The following is a 21,493-nucleotide window of genomic DNA, read 5'->3' as shown; positions in this document are numbered from 1 at the left end:
ACCCTCCTGGAGGAACACCCAGATGACCGCCACCGACATCACCCGGGCGCTCGACGACCTGCTGTTCGCCCCGGACCCGGACCTCCCGCTCGACGAAGCGGTGGCCCGGCACTTCACCCCCGACTACCGCCAGCGCACCAACGGCGTGTGGAGCGACCGGGCGGGCTTCGTCGAGCACATCGCCAAGCTGCGCTCCCTGGTCCGCGAGGGCCGGGTCGAGGTCCACGACGAACTCCGCGACGGCACCCGCTACGCCGACCGCCACACCGTCACCGTCACCAAGCACGACGGCCACACCTCCCGCATCGAGGTGTACCTCTTCGCCGAACTCGCCGCCGACGGGCGGTTCGAGCGCGTCGAGGAGACCACCCTGCTCCTCTCCGGCGACGAGGACGACCGCAACCTGGGCTCGATCAGGTGAGCCCGCGCGGATCGGACCACGACGACAGGACGCGGGGCCCCGCGACGGCAGCGGCGGCGGCCGCGGCCCGGCGCCGGCACGAGGGGAGGGGAGCCGTCATATGGCCTCCGTCAAGCAGAGACTGAGCAGCGCGCGGGTCCAGTCCTTCGTCGGCCGCGACGAGGAGTTCGACGGCTTCGCCCGGGCGCTGGCCGGCGACCCGAAGGCGCCGTTCGCGTTCTACCTGGTCGGCCCGGGCGGCATCGGCAAGTCGACCCTGCTGCGCCGCCTCGCCGACCACGCCAGGTCGACCGGCCGGCTGCTGCTGGAACTGGACGGCCGCTTCGTCGGCCGCGACCCGGCCGACTTCGAACGCGCCGCCGCGCCGTTCCTCGACATCCCCGGCACGGTCCTGTTCGTCGACTCCTTCGAGCACTGCCAGTGGCTGGAGAGCTGGCTCTGGCAGCGCTTCCTGCCCCGCGCGGCCGACGACACCCTGGTGGTGCTGGCCGGGCGGCTCGCCCCGCAGCCCCAGTGGACCGCCGACCCCGCCTGGTCCGGGCTGCTGCGGGTGCTCGAACTGGGACCGTTCTCCGAGACGCAGGCCCGCAGCCTGCTGAGCACCGCCCGGGTGCCGCCCCAACTGCGGGAACGCGTCCTGCGGTTCGCCGGCGGCAACCCGCTGGCGCTCTCCCTCGCGGCCGCCGCCAGGGAGGACGACTGGAGCCGCGAGGGCGTCTGGGCCCCCTCCGCCGACGTCCTGCGCACCCTGCTGTCCGGCCTGGTCGGCGAGGTGCCGACCGCCGCCCACCGCCGGGCCCTGGAAGTGGCGGCGCAGGCCCGGTCGACCTCCGAGGAACTGCTCGCCACCGTCCTGCCCGAGGAGGACGCCCACCTGCTCTTCGGGTGGCTCCGGAGCCTGCCGTTCATGGAGTCGAGCCACCGGGGCCTGTACCCGCACGACGCCGCCCGCGAGACCCTGGCCGCCGACCTGCGCTGGCGGGCCCCCAACGCCTTCGTCGAGATGCGCCGACGGCTGGCCGAGGAGTACCTGCGGCTGCTGCGCGAGGGCCCCGAGGAACAGGTCTGGACCGTCACCGACGAGCTCTTCCACCTGTTCCGGGACGGCGAGCTGGTGGCCCGGCTGCGCACCTGGTCGCGCGAGGACGAGGTGCACGACCGGCCGCTGCACCCCGAGGACCTCGACACGGTGCTGCGGATGGCCACCGAGACCGAGGGGCCGGAATCCGCCGAACTGGTCCGCTACTGGGCCCGGCGCCAGCCGCAGGCGTTCAGCGTCTACCGGCTGGTGAACACGGGCCGGGTGGTGGCGTTCACGGCCCGGCTCGCCCTGCCCGCGCCCGCCGACCCCGAGGACCTCGCCACCGACCCGGTGGTGGCCGCCGCCTGGGCGTACACCGAGGCCACCGCGCCGGTGCGGCCCGGCGAGCACATCGGCGTCAGCCGGTTCACCGTCTACCCCGAGCGCTACCAGGTGCCCTCGCGCGTGATCGACCTCAGCTCCTCCCGGGCCCAGGCCGAGTCCGCCCGCGCCCGGGCCCGCGCCTACGGCTTCGCGGTCTGGCGCGACGCCGACACCTGGGCCGCCCGGGTCAGGGGCAGCCTCACCGACACCGGCGCCCGGCCCCGGGTCGGCGCGCACACCTACGGCGTGTTCGGCGTCGACTGGCGGCAGCTGCCGGTCGAGACCTGGCTGCGCCACCTCATGACCTCGACGCCCGTACCCGCCCAGGCCGGTCCGTCCGGGGTCTCCCGGACCACGTTCGACCAGGCGGTGCGGGAGGCGTTCACGCACTGGCGCGACCCGGGCGCGTTCGCCGCCTGCGCCCTGCTGCGCACCCGGCTCGCGGCCGACCTGGACGAGCCGGTCGAGGAGTTGCGGGCGCTGCTGCGCCAGGCCGTGGACGACCTCGCGCAGGACCCGCGCGGCGCCCGCGCCCGCGAGGCCCTGACGGCGGGCTACTTCTCCGGCGCGCCGACCCAGGAGGGCGCGGCCCGCCGGCTGGGGCTGCCGTACGGGACGTACCGGCGCCACCTGCGGCAGGGGCTGGACCTGCTGTGCGAGGCGCTGTGGGAGCAGGAGCTGCACGGCTCGCGCTGACGGGCGCGGCCTCGGGCCCCGTACCTCCGGGTGCGGGGCCCTGCGTCATCCTGGGGGCCGCGTCGTCCGGCGGGCCGGGCGGTGGACAGTCGTGGACAGCGGTGGACAGTCCCCGGACCCCGTCGGGCCTGGCAACTGGACAGCGAGCGGCCCGAATCTGTGGCCATGAACGTTGCACCGACACCACAGGCACCGATACCCGAAGCACCAGTACCGGAAGCAGCGGCCGCCGGCCGCCCCCGCTCCCCGGGAGCGGCACTCGCGGCGCTCGCCGGGGCCCAGTTCACCGTCATGCTCGCCACCTCGATCGTCAATGTGGCGCTCCCGCAGATCCGGGCCGGGACCGGCCTCTCCGACGGCGCCGTCACCTGGGTGGTCAACGCCTACGGCCTGGCGTTCGGGGCGCTGCTCCCGGCCGGCGGGCGGGCGGCCGACCTGCTCGGCCGCCGCCGGGTCCTGGCCGCCGGGGTCGCGCTGTTCGCGGCGGCCTCGCTGGCGGCGGGCCTGGCCACCGCCCCGGCGCCGCTGATCGCCGCCCGGGCGGTCCAGGGCCTCGCGGCGGCGGCGATCGCCCCGGCGGCGCTGGCGCTGGCGATGACGCAGTTCCCCGGCGGGCCCGGGCGCGGCAGGGCGCTGGGCGTGTGGGGCGCGGTCTCCGGCGCGGGCGGGGCGGGCGGCGTCCTGCTGGGCGGAGTGCTCACCCAGGCCTGGGGCTGGCCGTGGATCTTCCACTCGGTCGCGCTGGGCTCGGCGCTGGTGCTCGCGGCGGTGGTGGTCCTGGTGCCGCCGGAGGCCGCCCGGCCGTCGCTCCGGAAGACGGCTTCCGGGCCCGGGCAGCGGGCCGCGGGAGTCGGCGGAGGGTTCGACCTGCCCGGCACCGTGACCGTCACCCTCGCCCTGACCTGCCTGGTCTGGGGCCTGACCACCGCACGCGGCGCCGGCTGGGGCGACGGCGGCGTGCTCGTCGCCCTGGCCGCCGCCGTCGTCCTGCTCGCCGCCTTCGTCGCGATCGAGCGCCGCCGCCCGGACGCGCTGGTCCCGCCCGGGCTGCTCGCCACCGGCCGGGTGGCCGCCGGCAACGTGCTGATGGCGCTGCTGGGCTCGGTCTGGATCGCCCTGTTCTTCTTCCTCCCGCTCTACCAGCAGCAGGTCCTCGGCTCGGGACCGCTGGCCACCGGGGCGGGCCAACTCCCGCTCGCCGCCGCCAATATGCTCGGCGCCACGCTGGCGCCGCGACTGGCCCGGCGGGTCGGTCCCACCGCGACCGCGGTCGCCGCCCTGCTGACCGAGGCGCTCGGCCTGCTGTGGCTGTCCCGGATCGACGCCGACGGCGGCTACCTCACGGACATCCTCGGCCCGAGCCTGCTGGTCGGACTCGGCCTCGGCATCGCGTTCGTCCAGCTCACCGCGCTCGCCGTGGACGGCGTCCCGGCGCGGCAGGCCGGGCTGGCCGGCGGACTGGTGAACACCACCCGGCAGGTCGGCGGCGCGATCGGGCTCGCCGTCCTGACCACCCTGGCCGGCTCCGTGACCGGTGGCGCCGCCGCTCACGGGTCCCACCTGGAGGCGCTGACCGCCGGTTACCGCGCCGCCTTCGCGGTCTCCGCCGCCGTCCTGGCGGGCACCGCGGTCCTCGCGGTCCTGCTGGCCCGCTGCACCGGCCGCCGGAAGGTCGCCGCCGCGCCGGGGGCCGTCCGTACCGAACCCGCCGTCTGACGGCAACCCGCCGTCTGACGGCGCACCACGAACCACTCGTCACCTCATCCCCACCGAAAGGAACATGTCATGAACACCCCCAAGAAGCCCCCGTACCTGACCGGCCACTTCACCCCCGTCGTCGACGAGGTCACCGCCACCGAGCTGACCGTCGAGGGCACCCTGCCGCCCGAGCTGAGCGGCCGGCTGCTGCGCAACGGCCACAACCCCAAGCCGGGCGTCACCCCCACCCACTGGTTCAAGGGCAGCGGCATGGTGCACGGCATCCAGCTGCGCGCGGGCCGCGCCGAGTGGTACCGCAACCGCTGGGTGAAGACCCCGGCCCTGGACGGCGCCCCGTACATGACCGAGCGCGGCCCCGACCTGACCGCCTCCGCCGCCGGCACCCACGTCATCGAGCACGCCGGCCGGCTGCTCGCCCTGTGCGAGGCCAACCTGCCGTTCGAGCTCACCCGGGAGCTGGACACGGTCGGCGCCTACGACTTCGAGGGCAAGCTGCGGACCGCGATGACCGCCCACCCGAAGGAGGACCCGCTCACCGGCGAGCTCCACTTCTTCGCCTCCTCGCCTCTCCCGCCGTTCCTCACCCACTACGTCGCCGACGCCTCCGGCACGATCGTCCACAGCGCCGAGGTCCCGGACGCGACCGGTGCGCTCAAGCACGATTTCGCGATCACCCGCAACCACGTGGTCTTCGTCGAGGGCAACGTCACCTTCGACCCCACCGACCACTCCGGCATCCCCTACGGCTGGAACGACGAGCACCCCGCCCGGATCGGCGTCATGCCGCGCGGTGCGGACGGCGCCGCGCGGATCCGCTGGTTCTCGATCGAGCCGGGCAACATGCTGCACGTCTCGAACGCCTACGAGGACGAGCGGGGCCGCATCGTCCTGGAGGGTCCGACGGTGGACCGGGAGGGCTTCCGGCTCTCCTGGAACTGGTGGATCGGCGCGCCCGGCCGCGGTTCCGAGCCAGTCTCCCACTCCTACACCCGGCGCTGGGTGGTCGACCTGGCGACCGGCAGCGTGGACGAGCGGATCGTCGACGACCTGCCGGTGGAGTTCCCGAGCCTCAACGAGGCGTACCTGGGCGCCGAGAACCGCTACCAGTACGCGGTGGCCTTCCCCGACCAGCAGGGCTTCGGCAGCTACGGCATCGTCAAGTACGACCGGGTCACCGGCGCCCGCCGGATCCGCCGGGTCGGCGACGCCCGGATGCCGAGCGAGGCCCTGTTCGTGCCCGCCGCCGGATCCACCGGCGAGGACGAGGGCTACCTGCTCACCGTGGTCTCCGACCTCAAGCAGGACGCCTCGCAGCTGCTGGTCCTCGACGCGGCCGGGCTCGACACCGTCGCCACCGTCCACCTGCCCCACCGGGTGGCCGCCGGCCTGCACGGCTCCTGGATCGCCGACGCCGACGCCGACGCCGGCACCGACACCGGCATCGGCACCGACATCGGCGCCGACCGTGGCTGAGCCCCTTCCCTCCGAACCGTCACGTCCCGAGGAGCCCACGATGTCCCGTGTCACCCGCGCCGCGATCCCGCTGATCGCCGCAGCAGCCCTCTCCGGCGCCCCCGCGGTCACCGCCGCCGCCTCCGCGGCCACCGTCTCCGCGGCCACCGCGTCGCACACCCAGCCGTGCCCGCCGAGGATCGTCGCCGACTGGGCCCGCGCCTGGAACGGCACCGACCCCCGAGCGCTCGGCGCCCTGTTCACCGCCCGCGGCGTCTACACCGACCTGGGCGTGGGCGTCACCTTCCACGGCCGGGAGGAGATCTCGGGCTGGAAGGCCCGCGCGGACCGGCTGATCGACGGCGTCCACGTCACCGTGCGCGCCACGCACCGCGACGGCGGCCGGATCACCGTCGAGACCGTCTACGCCGGCCACCTCAAGGGGGCGCCGGAGGCGTTCGCGGTGCCGATGACGACCCTGCTCGACCTCGACGGCCACGGCCGGATCGCCTCGGACCAGGACCACTACAGCCTGGCCGAGGTGCTCACCCAGTCCGGCCTGCCCGCCGACTGGACCCCGCCCGCCTCCTGATCGCGTCATCCCGGTCCCACCCCGGCCGGCGGCAGCTCCCCTGCCGCCGGCCGTTGGCGCGCCCGCTTCCCCGGCCCCACTCCGCCGCGCCTCACCGACAAGAATTCTTTCCTTGACAATTTTTCTTGTCGGCACGATCCTTGAACCATGTTGGACGTCGCCGTGATCGAAGAACCCGCAGCGGCCGAGGCGTCGCTGGACCCGATCCGGCGCCGCATCCTCGCCGCCCTCGCCGAGCCCGGCTCGGCCGCCGCGCTGGCCGCCCGGCTTGGGCTGGCGCGGCAGAAGGTCAACTACCACCTGAAGGAGCTGGAGCGGCACGGCCTGGTCGAACTCGCCGAGGAACGGCGTAAGGGCAACGTCACCGAACGGGTGTACCGGGCCACCGCCGCCTCCTACGTGATCTCGCCCGCCGTCCTGGCCGCCGTGAGCCCGGACCCGTCCCGCTCGCCGGACCAGCTCTCCGCCCGCTGGCTGCTGGCCCTCGGCTCCCGGCTGGTGCAGGAGGTCGGCACGCTGCTGACCGGCGCCGCCCGGGCGCAGCGGCGGGTCGCCAGCTTCGGCATCGACGCGGAGGTGCGGTTCGCCTCGGCGGCCGACCGCACGGCCTTCGCCGACGAACTCGCCGAGGCGGTCGCCACCCTGGTCGCCCGCTACCACGACGAGTCCGCCCCCGGCGGGCGCAGCCACCGGGTGGTGGTCGGTCTGCACCAGATTCCCGCCGCCCCCGCCCCCGCTGCCAGTCCCGCTCCCGATTCCGATACCGATACCGGTTCCGCCCCCGACGCCGTCCCCGATTCCGGGCCGGGACAGGAGAACGCACGATGACCCACCCGTTCGAGATCGAGCTGGAGACGGTGCTGCCGGCGAGCCCGGACGAGGTCTGGGCGGCGATCGCCACCGGACCGGGCATCGACTCCTGGTTCATGGGCCGCAACGAGCTGGACCCGCGCGAGGGCGGCACCGCCGCGATGGAGATCGGCGGCCACCGCGAGGACGCGCTGATCACCGCCTACGAGCCCGGCAAGCGCCTGGCGACCCGGACCGCCACCGCCGAGAACGGCCGCTTCATGGCCTTCGAGTACCTCGTCGAGGGCCGGGAGGGCTCCGCCACCGTGCTGCGCGTCGTCCACAGCGGCCTGCTGGGCGACGACTGGGAGGACGAGTACGACGCGCTGCGGCGCGGCTGGCCGTTCCACCTCCACACGCTCGTCGAGTACCTCACCCACTTCCGGGGCCGTACCGGAGCACCCGTCTTCGGTATCGCGGCGGTGCCCGGCCGGCCGGCGGCGGAGCTCCGGGGCGTGCTGGCGGGCGCGCTCGCGCTGCCCTCCCCGCCCACCACCGGCACCGGGGTGGCGGCCCGCCCGGCGGGACTGCCGCCACTGGACGGCGAGGTGGTGTGGGCGGACGACGAGCGCTTCGCGATCCGCACCGGCGACGGCCTGTACGGCTTCCACCACAGCGCCGGCCTGGTGCTGATGTTCCATCACCTCTTCGGACCGGACGCCGAGGGTGCCGAGACCGCCTGGCAGCAGTGGCTGACCGGCGTCCTCGCCTGACCCCGTCCCCGGACAACTCCCTCAGACAGCCCGCACACCCGAACACCCGCACACCCGCACACGCACCCCGAGGAACCATCATGCGCACGCTGATCAGCACCGCCTTCGTCTCCCTCGACGGCGTCGTCGAGGCCCCGGGCGGCGAGTCCGGCTACCGCAACGCGGGCTGGACCTTCAAGGACATCGATTTCCTCCCCGAGGCCTTCGAGATCAAGGGCCGCGAGCAGGAGGAGGCCACGGCGATGCTGCTGGGCCGGGTCAGCTACCAGGCCTTCAGCCCGGTCTGGCCGGACATGGCGGACTTCGCCCACTACAAGACCCTGCCGAAGTACGTGGTCTCCACCACCCTCGCCGAGGGCGACCTGGTGTCGAACTGGGGCGAGACCACCATCCTGCGCTCGCTCGACGAGGTCGCGGCCCTGAAGGAGACCGAGGGCGGCCCGATCATCGTCCACGGCAGCGCGTCCCTCAACCGGGCCCTCTCCGACGCCGGTCTGATCGACCGCTACCACCTGCTGGTCTTCCCGCTGCTGCTCGGCGCGGGCAAGCGCCTCTTCAGCGAGACCGACAAGGACGCCCAGAAGCTGAAGCTGGTCGAGTACGCCGCCTACGCCAACGGCCTCCAGAAGCAGGTCTTCGACGTCGTCCGCTGACGCCCGGTCCGCTCCCGTCCCACGCGGTCACGGTCCGCACAGCCCCCGGGTGGCCCGGGCGCCCGCCACCAGCTTGGTGACGGCCGCCCGGGCCTCGTCCTCCCGGCGCAGTGGGAGGACCGCCGGGACGGCCTCGTCCATCCACGCGCGGTCGCCGAGCAGAGCGGCCTCCCCGGCGTCCACGGCGACGCCGAGCAGCACGCCCAGGGCCACCAGCCCGCGCGGCGCGTACTGCACGCCCCGGTGATGGCTGAACCGGCCGGTCCAGTACGTGTACGGGTGCCGGACCGTCGCCGCCAGGTGCGGACCGGTCAGCCCGAGCGGGGCCATCTGGCCGAGCGACAGCAGGGCCGTCCGCCGGGACCCCATCCACCGGTGGGTCGTGACGGAGAGACCGAGGGTCATGAAACGGGCCCACGGCACGAGCCCACCCGCCTGCCCGTCCGCGTGCGGGACGACGCCCTCGGGGGTGAACTCCAGGTGAGACCGGTCCCGGTGGTCACCCAGCAGCCACCGCCCGTCGACCCGCACCAGCGGTACCGGCGGTACCGGCAGGTGCGCCGGTCCGTCGCCGTCCGTTCCAGGCCCGTTCGGGAGAGTGTTCACGCGTCCTCCTCGGGACCGCCGGCCCCGCCGCAGGCGGACCTTGGCATGATGCGGGAATGAGTGATGATCAGATCAGCATATTCAGCACGGTCGTCCCGCTGGAGGAGTACAGCCACACCGAGATCCTCGGCGACGGGCCGGACCCCTTCCAGGTCGCCGAGCACGGGATGGTCTGGCGACCCAAGGACATCCACTTCGGCATCCGCACCGAGCCGGACGGCCGGCTCGTCGCGCACGCCGGGCTGGTGGTCCTGCCGGTGTCGATCGACGGGACCCCGACCGAAATCATCGGGCTCGGCGGCGTGGCCGTCGCCGCCGACCGGCGCGGGCACGGTCTCGCCCGGACGGTGGTGGACGGCGCCCTCGCCCACGCCCGCACCCTCGGGCCGCGCTTCGCCGTCCTGTTCTGCCGCCCGGACAAGGCCGAGCTCTACGCCCGCCTCGGCTGGCAGCCACTGGCGGGCCCGGTCGAGGTCGAACAGCCCACCGGCCCGGCGACGATGCCGCTGCGCACGATGTGGTTCCCGCTGCACGACGGTGCCCAGTGGCCCGGAGGGGCCCTCCGGTTGCACTCGTTGCCGATGTGAGGCGTGTGAGGCGTGGGAGGCTGGCCCCATGAAGTTCGATTTCGAGGCCGAGCTCTGGATCTGGGAAGCCCGGCGCGCCGACAGCTGGACCTTCGTCAGGCTGCCCGTCGACGCCTCCGAGGAGATCCACGACCTGACCGCCGCCGGGCCGCGGCGCGGGTTCGGCTCGCTGCGGGTGCGGGTCACGATCGGCGCCAGCAGCTGGCAGACCTCGATCTTCCCGGCCGCCGACGGCGCCTACGTCCTCCCCGTCAAGCGCGCCGTCCGCAAGGCCGAGGACCTCGACGCCGGTGACACCACCGCCGTCACCGTCGAGCTCCTCGACCTCTGACGGCCCGCTCCGTCCCGACGGGCCTGCTACAGCACCCGCTGGTACTGGTGGCTCTCGTGCGTCGGCCGGTACCCGAGGGCCTCGTTGACCCTCCGCATCGCGGTGTTGTCCTCGGCGGTGTCGGTCAGCAGGCCACCGAGCGCGGGGTGCCGGCGGCGGGTCAGGGCGATCGCCTCGGCCTTCATCCGCCGGGCGAGGCCGTGCCCGCGGTGGGCGGGCAGGACGGCGGTGCCGTAGTGCTGGCCGTCGCCGGTGCCGTCGGCCGGGACCACCAGCTCGGTGAAGCCGACCATCGAGCCGTCGGACGCGGCCACCGCCGCCACCGTGTGCAGGTGCTCGCCGCGTTCCTCGACCGCCCGGGCCACCGCCCGGAGCCGGTCGACGTCCCAGCTCACCGTGCCGTGGTCGACCTCGCCCATCGGCATGTCGTCCATCGCGCGGCGGGCGGCGGCGTACGAGGCGGCGAGCTCGTCGGGGACGGTGCCGTCCCAGGCCACCAGCCGGTAGGGGTGCTCCGTTCCCCCGAACGTCCCCACCTCGGCCGACCCGGTCAGATCGAGCCTGGCGTGATGAAGCGTCAGTGCCTTCCGGAACCCCTGCGCCGCGAGGAACTCCTCAGCCGGCGTCCCGTCGTCGACCGCCACCACCACGGCCCGCCGCCCGTCGGCGCGGGCCGCCGCCACCGCGGCGTCCACCAGCCGGGCCCCGACCCCCCGGCGCCGCTCCGCGGGGTGCACCCGCACGGCCAGTTCGGCCAGGTGCGCCTGCCCCGGGTCGGTGAACAGCCGCAGCGAGGCCGTCCCGACCGGATTCCCCTCCCCGTCCGCCGCCAGCCACACCAGCCGTCGACTGTGGGGGCCGTGATCGGGATCGGTCAGCGTAGTGATGCGAATCGACAAATCTTCTCCATGAACCGGGATCGAATGCGCTCGAAGCGACAAGTCGCAGGACGCTACCCGCCCTCACGGTTCATCCGCAACGAGGTTTCCCCGTCCTGATCGGAGACGTCCGGGATGTTCTCCCACTGGACGCTCACCGACATCACCGGGGCAACAGAAGCAGTCCTGACCGGGCGGGGGTGTACCTGGATACACCCCCGCCGGGCAGTTGGACGCAATGTCCGGCCGTCCGCGTCCCGGAAGAGTCGTTGTCGACGGAACCACGCGAACGAGCGGACCGGAGGCGCACGACATGAGGACCGGACAGGACCTGGGCACGGGTACGGGTACGGGCACGGGCACGAAGGGGCACGACCGGAGGGTGCCGTGGAAGGCCGAGGCAGGGGTGTTCCTCGCCGTCGCCCTCCTCGGGGCCGGGGCGCTGGGCGCCGTCCAGCCGGCCACCGGCGTCCCGACCGAGGTGGTGCAGCTGACCCAGTTCGGGCCCGCCGCAGGGGTGTTGGCGGTCGCCCTGCTGTGGCCGGACCGGATCCGCGCGCGGCTCGCAGGTACCGTCCGCTCGGAGCGCGACACCGCCCGGGCGGGCGGTGCCCGGCTGTGGCTGCTGCTCACCGCGCCGCTGATCATCGCCCTCGCCGCCGGCGCCTACGCGCTGCTCGACGGCGACGCGCGGCTGACCGATCCCCGCTCCCTCGCCCACCCGTTCGCGCTGATCGTGCTCGCCCAGCTGATCGGCGCCTGCGGCGAGGAGATCGGCTGGCGGTGCTTCCTGCAGCCGCTGCTGCGCACCCGTTTCGGGCCGCTCGCCGCCCCGGTCGCGGTGGGGCTGCTCTGGGGCGGCTGGCACGTCCAGGTGTTCGCCCAGCGCCCCGCGTACGCGGCCGGGTTCCTGCTGGGAACGGTCGCGCTGTCGGTCGTGCTCGGGCTCGGCCTGGAGGGGGTGCGGGCCCACCGGCTGCTGCTCGCGGGCGGCTTCCACACCCTGGTGAATCTCGGGATGCTGCTGACGATGGACGAGGAGGACGGCACGGTGCTGCCGATGCTGCTGTTCGGCGGCGCCTGCCTGCTGGCGGCCGTGCCGTGGGTGCTGCGGGCCCGGCGGGACGCGCGGCCGGGCACCTGTGGGCGGACGGCGCCGGGTAGGATCCCGGCGGCGCCGCACGGGGTGCGCTGAGGTGACGGAACGACGGGCGGGCGGGGGAGTGGACGGCACGGTCCGGGCGCTGCTCCGCTGCCAGTTGCTCTCCCTCGCCGCCTTCGCCGTGACCGCGCTCGGCGCCCTCGTGGTGGGCGCGCTGCTGCTGCTCCCGGTCGGCGTCGGCCGGTCGCTGCTGCCGGGCGCGGCCACGCGCCTGCGCCGGCTGTCCGACCGCTACCGCTCCTGGGCGACCCGCTGGACGGGCACCCGGATCAGCCCGCCCGACCCGCTGCCGGAGGGGGAGGGCCGACAGCGGGCGGGCCGGATCCTCGCGGACGAGGGCTTCTGGCAGGACGTCCGCTGGTCCTGGCTGGAGCCGTGGGTGGGCGGGCTGCTGGTCGCCCTCCCACCGACGCTGGCCGGCTTCGGACTGTTCGGCGCGCTGGTCCAGCCCTTCGTGTGGCGCCTGCTCGGGCCCGACAACTGGTACGCCTTCGTGCTCGTCGACTCGACCCCCTCGATGCTGGCCGCCGCCGTGCTCGGCCTGCTGTTCGTCGCGGCCGGGCTGCGACTGGCGCCCACGGTGCTCGGGCTGCACGCCCGGTGGACCCGACGAGTCCTCGCCGCGCCGTACACCACCGAGCTGCTGCGCCGGGTCGAGCACCTCACCGGCACCCGGGCCGAGGCCCTGGACGCGCAGGCGGCCGAACTGCGGCGGATCGAACGCGATCTGCACGACGGCGCGCAGGCCCGGCTGGTCGCCCTCGGCATGACCCTGGACGCGGCGACCCGGCTGCTGGACTCCGACCCGGCCGCCGCCCGCGACCTGCTGCGGGAGGTGCGGGCGAGCTCGGCACGGGCCCTCCAGGACCTCCGGGACCTCGTGCACGGCATCCACCCGCCGATCCTCACCGACCGCGGCCTCGGCGACGCCGTCCGGTCCCTCGCGCTGGACAGCTTCCTGGACGTGCACGTGACCGTCGAACTGCCGGGGCGCTTCCCGGCGCCGGTCGAGGCGGCGGCCTACTTCGCGGTCGCCGAGCTGCTCGCCAACGCGGCCAAGCACGGCGGCGGCCGGGAGGTGACGATCCGGCTGGCGCACGCGGGCGGGACCCTGACCGCCCTCGTCACGGACGACGGCCGCGGCGGCGCGGACCCCGGCCGGGGCGGCGGGCTGCGCGGGGTGGCGCGCCGGCTGAGTACCGTCGACGGAACCCTCGCCCTGCACAGCCCGCCGGGCGGCCCGACCACCGTGACCCTGGAGATACCGTGCGCGTCGTCCTCGCCGAAGACCTCTTCCTGCTCCGGGACGGGCTGATCCGGACACTGCAGGAGCACGGCTTCGAGGTGGTCGCGGCCGTGGACAACGGCCCCGACCTGCGGCGCGCGCTGCACGAGCAGGAGCCGGACGTCGCGGTGGTGGACGTCCGGCTGCCGCCGTCCTTCACCGACGAGGGGCTGCGGGCGGCGCTGGAGGCGCGCCGCTCCCGCCCGGGCCTGCCGGTGCTGGTCCTCTCCCAGTACGTGGACCGGCTGTACGCGCGGGAGCTGCTGGCCGACGGCCGGGGCGCGATCGGCTATCTGCTCAAGGACCGGGTCACCCGCACCGAGCAGTTCGTGGACGCGGTGCGGACGGTCGCGGGCGGCGGCACGGTGATGGACCCGCAGGTGATCGCGAAGCTGCTGGCGCGCGGCGACGCCCGGGGCAGCACCGCCGAGCTGACGCCGCGCGAGCACGAGGTGCTGCGGCTGATGGCCGAGGGCCGCTCCAACGCGGCGATCACGCGTACCCTGCACATCAGCGAGAGCGCCGTGGCCAAGCACACCGCGAGCATCTTCGCCAAGCTGCGGATCGAGCCCTCGGCCGACGACAACCGCCGGGTCCTCGCCGTCCTGGCCCACCTGGAACGCTGATCCGCGCGTGAAACACCGATCCGCGTGAGTCACTTGACCTTCACACCGGTGTGAAGGTTGATGATGGCCCCCATGACGACCTTCGATCCCCGTGCCCTGCTCGACGCCGCCCGCCTCGGTGTGCTGGCCACGATCAAGTCCGACGGGCGGCCCCAGCTGTCGCCGGTCATGCCGTTCTACGACCGCGCCGCCGAGCGGCTGTACGTCTCGATCACCGAGGGCCGGGCCAAGACGGCCAATCTGCGCCGCGACCCGCGCGCCGCCCTGGAGGTCACCCGGGCCGACGGCCGGGCCTGGGCCACCGCCGAGGGCACCGTCACCCTGATCGGGCCCGGCACCGACCCGAAGGGCCCCGAGGTGGAGGCCCTGGTCGACTACTACCGCCGGGCGGCCGGCGAGCACCCGGACTGGGACGAGTACCGGGCCGCGATGGTCGCCGACCGGAGGGTCCTGATGGTGCTCGCCGTGGACCACGTCTACGGCGAACAGCTGGGCTGACCCGGACGGTTCCGGCGGGCGCCCGCGACCCGGACGGTTCCGGCGGGCGCCCGCGACCCGGAGAGGCCCGGCGGGCGCCCACCGCTCAGGCGCGGCCGGCCGCCCGCTGGGTGCGGCGGGCGAGGGAGTCGACGACCACGGCCGCGAGCAGCACCGCACCGGTGATCATGAACTGGATGGCGTTGCTCAGCCCCTGGATGTTCATCCCGGACTGGATCGAGCCGATCACCAGTGCACCGAGCAGCGCCGACCAGGTCGAGCCGCGTCCGCCGAACAGGCTGGTGCCGCCGATGACGCCGGCCGCGATGGCGTTCATCAGCAGGTTGCCGCCGCCCGAGGTCTGGCTGGCCGACTGGATCTGCGCGGCCAGGAACAGGCCGCCGACGGCCGCCATGGTGGAGCAGATGGTGAACACGCTGATCCGGATCCACGACACGTTGATACCGGCCCGTCGGGCGCCCTCGATGTTGCCGCCGAGCGCGAACACCTGTCGGCCGTAGGTGGTGCGCCGCAGCACGAAGTCCAGCACCACGATGAAGACCAGGAAGATCAGCAGGGCCAGCGGCAGGCCCTTGTACTGGTTGAGCGTGTAGGCGGCCAGGAAGGCGATGACCGCGATCGCCGCGGTGCGCAGCGCGATGTCCAGCACGGGTCGGGACGGCACCCCGGCGGCCTGCCGTCGCCGGGCGTCCAGCACCGAGGCGCCGAGGAAGAGCAGCACGCCGATCAGGGCCACGCCGTAGGCGGCGGCCTGTTCGCTGTAGATGGTGCTGTAGAGCCGGGAGACGATGTCCTTGCCGGAGAGGTTGACGGTGCCGTTGGCGCCCAGGATCTGGAGCATCAGGCCGTTCCAGCCGAGGTTGCCGGCCAGGGTGACGACGAAGGCCGGCACGCCGACCTTGGCGAAGAACAGGCCCTGGATCAGGCCGACCACGGCGCCCCCGACCAGGGCGGAGAGCAGGGCCACCCACTGGTTGACGCCGTGGGTGACGTTCAGCACGGCGAAGATCGCCGCGCACAGGCCGCTCACCGAGCCGACCGAGAGGTCGATCTCGCCGAGCAGCAGTACGAACACCACGCCGATCGCGATCATGCCGGTGCCGACGATCTGCTGCGAGAGGTTGGAGAGGTTCTGGGCGGACAGGAAGGAGCTGTTCAGGCTGCCGAAGACGGCCCAGATCACGATCAGCGCCAGCACCACCGGGAGCGAGCCCAGCTCGCCGCTGGTGACGCGGCGGCGGAACTCGCCCAGGTAGCCCTTGACGCCCTCCTGCCGCACGATCAGCCGCGGGTCGACGGCCGGGGTGGCCTCGGCGGCGACCGGCACGGGGGCGTTGACACCCCCCTTGGGCATGTTGTCCTCGGGGAGCGGGACATGGCGGTGCCTGTCGCCGCCGGGGGTCTGCTCGGTCATGGGGAGCCCTCCGTGCCGCGGGCCTCCCGGCGGGTCACCGCGTTGTCCGTGGCGCCGGTGATGGCCGAGATGATCTCTTCCTGGCTGGTCCGGCGCTTGTCGAAGACGCCGTTGTTCCGGCCGAGCCGCAGCACCGCGACGGTGTCCGCGACGGCCATCACGTCGGCCATGTTGTGGCTGATCAGGATGACGCCGAGACCCTGGTCGCGGAGCCGCTCGACCAGGTCGAGCACCTGGGCGGTCTGCTCCACGCCGAGGGCGGCGGTCGGCTCGTCGAGCATCACGACCTTCGGCGAGCCGACCAGCGCGCGGGCGATCGCCACCACCTGGCGCTGACCGCCGGACAGCGAGGCGACCGGGATCCGCACGCTGGGGATGCGGATGGAGAGGGTGTCCAGCAGCGAGCGGGACCGCTTCTCCATCGCGACCTCGTCGAGGACGGCGAAGCGCCGGATCTCCCGGCCGAGGAAGAGGTTGCCGACGACATCGAGGTTGTCGCAGAGCGCCAGGTCCTGGTAGACCGTGGCGATGCCCAACTGCTGTGCGTCCTGCGGCCGGTGGACGCTGACCGGGCGGCCCTGCCACTCGATCGTGCCCTCGTCCGGCTGGTGCACCCCGGCGATGGACTTGACCAGGGTGGACTTGCCGGCGCCGTTGTCGCCGACCAGGGCGAGCACTTCACCGGCGCGGACCTCCAACTCGATGTCGGTGAGCGCCTGGACGGCGCCGAACCGCTTGGAGACCCCGCGCAGGGCCAGGACGGTCTCACCCGTCACGGTGACCAACTCCCTCGACCGGGTTCACGGGCACGGTTACTGGAGGCCCGCGGCCTTGCAGGCGTCCGCGTAGTCCGGGGTGCAGATCTGGGGCACGGTGTAGAGGCCGTCGGCCACCACGGTGGTCTTGATGTTGTCCTTGGTCAGCACGACCGGGGTGATCAGGTTCGCCGGGACCTGGTTGCCGCTGCCGTTGGTGACCGTGACCGGCACCAGTGCCGAGTCCAGCGGCTTGCCCTGGGCGAAGGTCACCGCCATCTGTGCCGCCACATCGGTCTCAGGCTTGAACGGCTTGTAGATCGACATCGTCTGGGTGCCCGCCAGGATCCGCTGCACGCCGTCCAGCTGGGCGTCCTGGCCGGTGAGCGGCACGCTGAGGCCGGCCGCCTTGAGGGCGGTGGCGATGCCGGCGGCCATGCCGTCGTTGGCCGAGTAGACGCCGACCACATTGGGTCCGCCGATCGCGGTGATCGCGGCGGAGGCCTCCTGGTTGGCGTTGTTCGGGTCCCAGTTGGGGGTGTCGTACTCCTTGCCGATCTTCAGCTTGCCGTCGATCGCGCTGTGCGCGCCGGCCTTGAAGTCGGCCGCGTTGGGGTCGGTCGGCGAGCCGTTGATCATGATGATCGACCCGGAGCCGGCCTTGTCGCCGACGGCGGCGACCAGGGCCTCGCCCTGGAGCTGGCCGACCTTCTTGTTGTCGAAGGAGACGTAGGCGTCGACCGGTCCCTGCGCCAGGCGGTCGTAGGCGATCACCTTGACGCCGGCGTCGTGCGCCTTCTGGACGGAGGACTGGATCGACTTCGCGTCCACGGCGTCCAGGATCAGCACCTTGTCGCCCTTGGTGAGCGCGGTGTCGACCTGGGTCTGCTGGGTCGTGGCGTTCTCGTTCGCGTTGTAGTAGTCGATCTGGGCCTGCGGTGCCAGCTCCTTGATCTTCTGCTCGATCAGCGGCCGGTCGAACTGCTCGTAGCGGGTGGTCTTGGTCTCGGGCAGCAGCAGCCCGATCCGGACCGCGCCGACCGTGCTCCCGCCGCCGGCGGAACCGCTCGCGGAGCCGGACGAGCCGCCTCCGGAGGACTCCTTGGCGCTGCCGCACGAGGCCAGCGCGAGACCGAGGGAAACCACTGCGGCGGCCGCGAGCGTGCGGCGAAGCCCGTTGTTCATGAGGATGCCTCTTCCGGTTGGACCCGCCCCGTTCTTCGGTCCCCCGCGTCCGAGTCTGCGAACTGCGGGCCGCCCGCACGATCGGAGCTGGGCCGAACGGGTAGGCGGCCACCGGTCCGCAGGGGCCGACGGCCGCCTTGGCGGGTGGCGGACGGGGCGGGTGGCGGACGGGGTCCTCGTTCCCCGTCGCCGTCGCCGTCCTCGTCCCCGGGTCCTCAGCCGAAGTCGAGCGACCCCGTCCGGGTGCGCTTGAGCTCGAAGAACGCCTTGTGCCCGGCCAGCAGCCGGACACCGTCGAAGACCTGGACAGCCTCTTCTCCGCGCGGAATCGCGTTCAGCACCGGCCCGAAGAACGCGGTGCCGTCGACGTGGATGGTCGGGGTGCCGACCTCCTCGCCGACCGGGTCCATGCCCGCGTGGTGGCTGCGGCGCAGCGCCTCGTCCCACTCGGTGCTGTGCGCGGCCTCGGCGAGCTCCTCCGGCAGACCGGCCTCGGCCAGCGCCTCGCGCAGGAGCTTGTCGTCGACCTCCCGGTCCTCGACGTGCAGTCGGGTGCCGAGCGCGGTGTAGAGGTCGCGCAGCACCCCGACGCCGTGCTGCTCGGCGGCGGCGATGCAGACCCGGACCGGGCCCCAGCCGGTGGTGAGCAGCCGCTCGTAGCGCTCGGGCAGGCCCTCGCGGCCCTCGTTGAGCACGGACAGGCTCATCACCCGGAAGGTCAGGTCGAGGTCCCGGTGCTTCTCCACCTCCAGGATCCAGCGGGAGGTGATCCAGGCGAACGGGCAGATCGGGTCGAAGTAGAAGTCCACGGTGTTGGTCACGGTGGTGTTGGCATCGGCAGCGGTAGTGGTCACACGGCCGAGCCTAGGGGCGCGCCGGACCGCTCGGAAGGGCCGGTCCGGCGCGGTTTTCCTGGGCCACTCGCGGATCCGGTCGGCGCGACCCGCCCGGGCCGCTCCTTCACTCCAGCAGGTGAAGGGCCGTCATTGTCCTTGCCCGGCAGCTTGATCCAGGACGGTGAAACACGACCGCCGTTCGGGTGAAGGAGTGGCTCCGGGTGTTTCCGATCTTGGGCCGATATGCTGCCGCCCCGTCAGGCCCTCGCGAAGCCCTCGCGACGGGCGGTACGGGACGAGGGCGGGAGCCGAGAAGATGATGGGACCAGCGCATTCGCTGTCCGGCGCGGCAGCGTGGCTGGGCGCGGGAGCGATCGCGGCGGCGATGGGCGAACCGATGCCCTGGCCGGTGCTGCTGGCGGGGACGCTGATCTGTGCGGGCGCCGCGCTGGCGCCGGACCTCGACCACAAGGCGGCCACCATATCCCGGGCGTTCGGCCCGGTCTCGCGGATCCTCTGCGAGGTGATCGACAGCCTCTCCTACGCCGTCTACAAGGCGACCCGCAGCAAGCGGGACCCGCGCCGCACCGGCGGCCACCGCACGCTGACCCACACCTGGGTCTGGGCGGCGCTGTGCGGCGCGGGCGCCTCGGCCATCGCGGTCCACGGCGGACGGTGGGGCGTGCTCGGGGTGCTCTTCGTGCACATGGTGCTGGCGATCGAGGGACTGCTCTGGCGCCAGGCCCGGGTCTCCAGTGACGTCCTGGTCTGGCTGCTCGGTGCGGCCGGCGCCTGGATGCTGACGGCCGTCCTGGACAAGCCGGGCAACGGCGCGCTCTGGCTGTTCGACCAGCCGGGGCAGGAGTACCTGTGGATCGGCCTGCCGATCACCCTCGGCGCGCTGGTGCACTGCCTGGGCGACGCGCTCACCGTCTCCGGCTGCCCGGTGCTGTGGCCGATCCCGATCGGCCGCAAGCGCTGGTACCCGATCGGCCCGCCGAAGGGGATGCGCTTCCGGGCCGGCAGCTGGGTGGAGCTCAAGGTGCTGATGCCGGTCTTCATGGGCGCCGGCGGCCTGTGCGCGGTGGGGGCGCTGGGCTACTTCGGCTGATCCGCCGCGCGAACGCGCGACCGCGCGGCCGCGCGAACGCGCAGGTGGCAGGGCCCCGTACCGGGGGAGTGGCTCCGGTGCGGGGCCCTGTCGCGTCCGCGCCTGCGTCTGCGCTGCGGGCGGCAGTGCTTGCGGCGGATACCCCCCAGGGGTATAAATGAGCCCATCGCGCAGAGATACCCACTGGGGGTATCAGGAACTGTCGCCGACACCACCGGAGGAATCCCATGTCCTGCTGCTCCACCGAAGGCGCCTGCTCGACCGGCGCCGAGGCTGTCGATGTCGTCGTGGACGGCGAGGTCGACGCCGACACCGCCGTTGCCGAGGCCGACCGCGTTCCCGCCCAGCGGGCCTGAAATCCCGGCGGGCCCGGGGTTCGAACCCCCAGGGGGTATCGACCCCGGGCCCGAATCCGACCGAAAACGAGCACGAGGAGCCCAGATGATCACCCAGGCACCCGCCTCCACCGAGGTGGAACTCCGGATCGGCGGCATGACCTGCGCCTCGTGCGCCGCCCGGATCGAGAAGAAGCTCAACCGCATGGACGGGGTCACCGCCACCGTCAACTACGCCACCGAGAAGGCCAGGGTCGCGTTCGGACCGGACGTGAGTGTCGCCGACCTCGTCGCCACCGTCGAGGCCACCGGTTACACCGCCGCCCCGCCCCGGCCGGAGGTCACCGCCCCCGCCGAAGGCCCGACGGGCCCGGTCGGCGACTCCGCCGCCGCCCCCGCCGACGAGCTCGCCCCGCTGCGGCAGCGGCTGATCACCGCAGTCGTCCTGGCCGTCCCCGTCGTCGCCATGGCGATGGTCCCCGCCCTCCAGTTCGACAACTGGCAGTGGCTCTCGCTCACCCTCGCCGCGCCCGTGGTCACCTACGCCGCCTGGCCCTTCCACCGGGCCGCGTGGACCAACCTCAAGCACGGCGCCGCGACCATGGACACCCTGGTCTCGCTCGGTACCGGCGCCGCGTTCCTCTGGTCCCTGTGGGCGCTGTTCCTCGGCCACGCGGGCATGCCCGGGATGCGGCACGGCTTCGAGTTCACCGTCGCCCGGGGCGACGGCTCGTCCAGCATCTACTTGGAGGCCGCCGCCGGGGTCACCGCCTTCATCCTGGCCGGGCGCTGGTTCGAGGCCCGCTCCAAGCGCCGCGCCGGGGCCGCGCTGCACGCCCTGCTGGAACTCGGCGCCAAGGACGTCGCCGTCCTGCGCGACGGCACCGAGGTACGCGTCCCGATCGGCGGGCTGACCGTCGGCGACCGGTTCGTGGTCCGTCCCGGGGAGAAGATCGCCACCGACGGCATGGTGGTCGAGGGCGCCTCAGCCGTGGACGCCTCGATGCTGACCGGTGAGTCCGTGCCGGTCGAGGTCGCGGTCGGCGACCCGGTCACCGGTGCCACCGTCAACGCCGGCGGACGGCTGGTGGTCCGGGCGACCCGGGTCGGCGCGGACACCCGGCTCGCCCGGATGGCCCGGCTGGTCGAGGACGCCCAGAACGGCAAGGCCGCCGCCCAGCGCCTGGCCGACAAGATCTCCGCCGTCTTCGTGCCGATCGTGATCACTCTGGCCCTCGCCACCCTCGGCTACTGGCTCGCCACCGGGGAGGGCTGGACGGCCGCTTTCACCGCCGCCGTGGCGGTGCTGATCATCGCCTGCCCGTGCGCCCTCGGCCTGGCCACCCCGACCGCCCTGATGGTCGGCACCGGCCGCGGCGCCCAG

At 73.6% G+C, this 21,493-nt stretch carries 23 protein-coding genes; 17 read left to right on the top strand and 6 right to left on the bottom strand.

Annotated elements, in window-relative coordinates; all coding sequences use genetic code 11:
* The first annotated feature begins 22 nt into the window (after positions 1-22).
* From ADK60_RS35195 to ADK60_RS35160, 8 genes are all read left to right on the top strand, one after another.
* Positions 23-421 carry a nuclear transport factor 2 family protein gene (locus ADK60_RS35195; protein WP_045940187.1) on the top strand — a complete coding sequence of 133 codons (399 nt, stop codon included), beginning with the start codon at positions 23-25 and terminating at the stop codon, positions 419-421.
* 100 nt (positions 422-521) lie between these two features.
* Positions 522-2,522: an ATP-binding protein gene (locus tag ADK60_RS35190; protein ID WP_053650922.1), complete on the top strand. Its 2,001-nt coding sequence runs from the start codon at positions 522-524 to the stop codon at positions 2,520-2,522.
* A 165-nt stretch (positions 2,523-2,687) separates the two neighbouring features.
* Positions 2,688-4,238, top strand: a complete 1,551-nt coding sequence (locus ADK60_RS35185; protein WP_079008949.1) for an MFS transporter — start codon at positions 2,688-2,690, stop codon at positions 4,236-4,238.
* Between the two features lie 69 nt (positions 4,239-4,307).
* Positions 4,308-5,714 (top strand): carotenoid oxygenase family protein, encoded by a 1,407-nt coding sequence (locus ADK60_RS35180; protein ID WP_053650920.1) that lies wholly within the window; start codon positions 4,308-4,310, stop codon positions 5,712-5,714.
* Between the two features lie 40 nt (positions 5,715-5,754).
* On the top strand, positions 5,755-6,285 hold the full coding sequence (locus ADK60_RS35175) for a nuclear transport factor 2 family protein (protein WP_079008948.1): 531 nt from the start codon (positions 5,755-5,757) through the stop codon (positions 6,283-6,285).
* Positions 6,286-6,432: 147 nt separating this feature from the next.
* Positions 6,433-7,113 (top strand): ArsR/SmtB family transcription factor, encoded by a 681-nt coding sequence (locus tag ADK60_RS35170; RefSeq protein WP_079008947.1) that lies wholly within the window; start codon positions 6,433-6,435, stop codon positions 7,111-7,113.
* Complete coding sequence (locus ADK60_RS35165) at positions 7,110-7,847, top strand: SRPBCC family protein (RefSeq protein WP_053650919.1); 738 nt, start codon at positions 7,110-7,112, stop codon at positions 7,845-7,847. The genes ADK60_RS35170 and ADK60_RS35165 overlap by 4 nt, the downstream gene beginning before the upstream one ends.
* Positions 7,848-7,927: 80 nt before the next feature.
* Positions 7,928-8,500 (top strand): dihydrofolate reductase family protein, encoded by a 573-nt coding sequence (locus ADK60_RS35160; protein ID WP_053650918.1) that lies wholly within the window; start codon positions 7,928-7,930, stop codon positions 8,498-8,500.
* A 27-nt stretch (positions 8,501-8,527) separates the two neighbouring features.
* Here ADK60_RS35160 and ADK60_RS35155 read toward each other — a convergent pair whose 3' ends face one another.
* Positions 8,528-9,106 (bottom strand): hypothetical protein, encoded by a 579-nt coding sequence (locus ADK60_RS35155; RefSeq protein WP_053650917.1) that lies wholly within the window; start codon positions 9,104-9,106, stop codon positions 8,528-8,530.
* A gap of 56 nt (positions 9,107-9,162) precedes the next feature.
* On the opposite strand from ADK60_RS35155, the gene ADK60_RS35150 reads away from it, so the two are divergent.
* Positions 9,163-9,693, top strand: a complete 531-nt coding sequence (locus ADK60_RS35150) for a GNAT family N-acetyltransferase (RefSeq protein WP_053650916.1) — start codon at positions 9,163-9,165, stop codon at positions 9,691-9,693.
* A gap of 28 nt (positions 9,694-9,721) precedes the next feature.
* On the top strand, positions 9,722-10,024 hold the full coding sequence (locus tag ADK60_RS35145; RefSeq protein ID WP_053650915.1) for a DUF1905 domain-containing protein: 303 nt from the start codon (positions 9,722-9,724) through the stop codon (positions 10,022-10,024).
* Positions 10,025-10,050: 26 nt separating this feature from the next.
* On the opposite strand, the gene ADK60_RS35140 is transcribed toward ADK60_RS35145, so the two are convergent.
* On the bottom strand, positions 10,051-10,923 hold the full coding sequence (locus ADK60_RS35140) for a GNAT family N-acetyltransferase (RefSeq protein WP_053650914.1): 873 nt from the start codon (positions 10,921-10,923) through the stop codon (positions 10,051-10,053).
* Positions 10,924-11,215: 292 nt separating this feature from the next.
* On the opposite strand from ADK60_RS35140, the gene ADK60_RS35135 reads away from it, so the two are divergent.
* The 4 genes from ADK60_RS35135 to ADK60_RS35120 all read left to right on the top strand — a co-directional run bounded on the left by ADK60_RS35135 (position 11,216) and on the right by ADK60_RS35120 (position 14,473).
* Positions 11,216-12,097 (top strand): CPBP family intramembrane glutamic endopeptidase, encoded by an 882-nt coding sequence (locus ADK60_RS35135; protein ID WP_079008946.1) that lies wholly within the window; start codon positions 11,216-11,218, stop codon positions 12,095-12,097.
* Between the two features lies 1 nt (position 12,098).
* The gene (locus ADK60_RS35130; protein WP_234371436.1) at positions 12,099-13,379 is read left to right on the top strand and encodes a sensor histidine kinase; all 1,281 of its coding nucleotides are present in this window, start codon (positions 12,099-12,101) and stop codon (positions 13,377-13,379) included.
* Positions 13,331-13,975 carry a response regulator transcription factor gene (locus tag ADK60_RS35125; protein WP_053650913.1) on the top strand — a complete coding sequence of 215 codons (645 nt, stop codon included), beginning with the start codon at positions 13,331-13,333 and terminating at the stop codon, positions 13,973-13,975. The genes ADK60_RS35130 and ADK60_RS35125 overlap by 49 nt, the downstream gene beginning before the upstream one ends.
* Positions 13,976-14,047: 72 nt before the next feature.
* Complete coding sequence (locus tag ADK60_RS35120; protein ID WP_199839823.1) at positions 14,048-14,473, top strand: PPOX class F420-dependent oxidoreductase; 426 nt, start codon at positions 14,048-14,050, stop codon at positions 14,471-14,473.
* An 85-nt stretch (positions 14,474-14,558) separates the two neighbouring features.
* Here the strand turns inward: ADK60_RS35120 and ADK60_RS35115 are convergent, their stop codons facing one another.
* The 4 genes from ADK60_RS35115 to ADK60_RS35100 all read right to left on the bottom strand — a co-directional run bounded on the left by ADK60_RS35115 (position 14,559) and on the right by ADK60_RS35100 (position 18,681).
* Complete coding sequence (locus ADK60_RS35115) at positions 14,559-15,827, bottom strand: sugar ABC transporter permease (protein WP_053650940.1); 1,269 nt, start codon at positions 15,825-15,827, stop codon at positions 14,559-14,561.
* A gap of 56 nt (positions 15,828-15,883) precedes the next feature.
* Entirely contained in the window at positions 15,884-16,663 is a 780-nt protein-coding gene (locus ADK60_RS35110; RefSeq protein ID WP_078880721.1) for an ATP-binding cassette domain-containing protein, read from the bottom strand.
* Positions 16,664-16,699: 36 nt separating this feature from the next.
* Entirely contained in the window at positions 16,700-17,827 is a 1,128-nt protein-coding gene (locus ADK60_RS35105; protein WP_045940206.1) for a sugar ABC transporter substrate-binding protein, read from the bottom strand.
* A gap of 215 nt (positions 17,828-18,042) precedes the next feature.
* Positions 18,043-18,681, bottom strand: coding sequence for a mycothiol-dependent nitroreductase Rv2466c family protein (locus ADK60_RS35100; RefSeq protein ID WP_286185322.1), 639 nt, complete (start codon positions 18,679-18,681; stop codon positions 18,043-18,045).
* A gap of 298 nt (positions 18,682-18,979) precedes the next feature.
* On the opposite strand from ADK60_RS35100, the gene ADK60_RS35095 reads away from it, so the two are divergent.
* The 3 genes from ADK60_RS35095 to ADK60_RS35090 form a co-directional block, all read left to right on the top strand.
* A complete protein-coding gene (locus tag ADK60_RS35095) occupies positions 18,980-19,774 on the top strand; it encodes a metal-dependent hydrolase (protein ID WP_053650911.1) in 795 nt (264 codons plus the stop codon).
* Between the two features lie 227 nt (positions 19,775-20,001).
* The gene (locus ADK60_RS47930) at positions 20,002-20,130 is read left to right on the top strand and encodes a hypothetical protein (RefSeq protein WP_286185321.1); all 129 of its coding nucleotides are present in this window, start codon (positions 20,002-20,004) and stop codon (positions 20,128-20,130) included.
* A gap of 85 nt (positions 20,131-20,215) precedes the next feature.
* On the top strand, positions 20,216-21,493 hold a 1,278-nt coding region (locus ADK60_RS35090), incomplete at its 3' end, for a heavy metal translocating P-type ATPase (protein ID WP_159400705.1).

The organism is Streptomyces sp. XY431, from assembly GCF_001279805.1.
GTDB classification, from domain to species: Bacteria; Actinomycetota; Actinomycetes; order Streptomycetales; family Streptomycetaceae; genus Kitasatospora; species Kitasatospora purpeofusca.
Note: the sequence above shows the minus strand (reverse complement) of the source record. Positions and strands in the feature narration are given on the sequence as shown.

Bases quoted from the DNA above. Each gene is read 5' to 3' on its own strand.
- ADK60_RS35195 (WP_045940187.1), top strand. From the start codon at position 23: ATGACCGCCACCGACATCACCCGGGCGCTCGACGACCTGCTGTTCGCC.
- ADK60_RS35190 (WP_053650922.1), top strand. From the start codon at position 522: ATGGCCTCCGTCAAGCAGAGACTGAGCAGCGCGCGGGTCCAGTCCTTC.
- ADK60_RS35185 (WP_079008949.1), top strand. From the start codon at position 2,688: ATGAACGTTGCACCGACACCACAGGCACCGATACCCGAAGCACCAGTA.
- ADK60_RS35180 (WP_053650920.1), top strand. From the start codon at position 4,308: ATGAACACCCCCAAGAAGCCCCCGTACCTGACCGGCCACTTCACCCCC.
- ADK60_RS35175 (WP_079008948.1), top strand. From the start codon at position 5,755: ATGTCCCGTGTCACCCGCGCCGCGATCCCGCTGATCGCCGCAGCAGCC.
- ADK60_RS35170 (WP_079008947.1), top strand. From the start codon at position 6,433: ATGTTGGACGTCGCCGTGATCGAAGAACCCGCAGCGGCCGAGGCGTCG.
- ADK60_RS35165 (WP_053650919.1), top strand. From the start codon at position 7,110: ATGACCCACCCGTTCGAGATCGAGCTGGAGACGGTGCTGCCGGCGAGC.
- ADK60_RS35160 (WP_053650918.1), top strand. From the start codon at position 7,928: ATGCGCACGCTGATCAGCACCGCCTTCGTCTCCCTCGACGGCGTCGTC.
- ADK60_RS35150 (WP_053650916.1), top strand. From the start codon at position 9,163: ATGAGTGATGATCAGATCAGCATATTCAGCACGGTCGTCCCGCTGGAG.
- ADK60_RS35145 (WP_053650915.1), top strand. From the start codon at position 9,722: ATGAAGTTCGATTTCGAGGCCGAGCTCTGGATCTGGGAAGCCCGGCGC.
- ADK60_RS35135 (WP_079008946.1), top strand. From the start codon at position 11,216: ATGAGGACCGGACAGGACCTGGGCACGGGTACGGGTACGGGCACGGGC.
- ADK60_RS35120 (WP_199839823.1), top strand. From the start codon at position 14,048: ATGACGACCTTCGATCCCCGTGCCCTGCTCGACGCCGCCCGCCTCGGT.
- ADK60_RS35115 (WP_053650940.1), bottom strand. From the start codon at position 15,827: ATGCCCAAGGGGGGTGTCAACGCCCCCGTGCCGGTCGCCGCCGAGGCC.
- ADK60_RS35105 (WP_045940206.1), bottom strand. From the start codon at position 17,827: ATGAACAACGGGCTTCGCCGCACGCTCGCGGCCGCCGCAGTGGTTTCC.
- ADK60_RS35095 (WP_053650911.1), top strand. From the start codon at position 18,980: ATGATGGGACCAGCGCATTCGCTGTCCGGCGCGGCAGCGTGGCTGGGC.
- ADK60_RS47930 (WP_286185321.1), top strand. From the start codon at position 20,002: ATGTCCTGCTGCTCCACCGAAGGCGCCTGCTCGACCGGCGCCGAGGCT.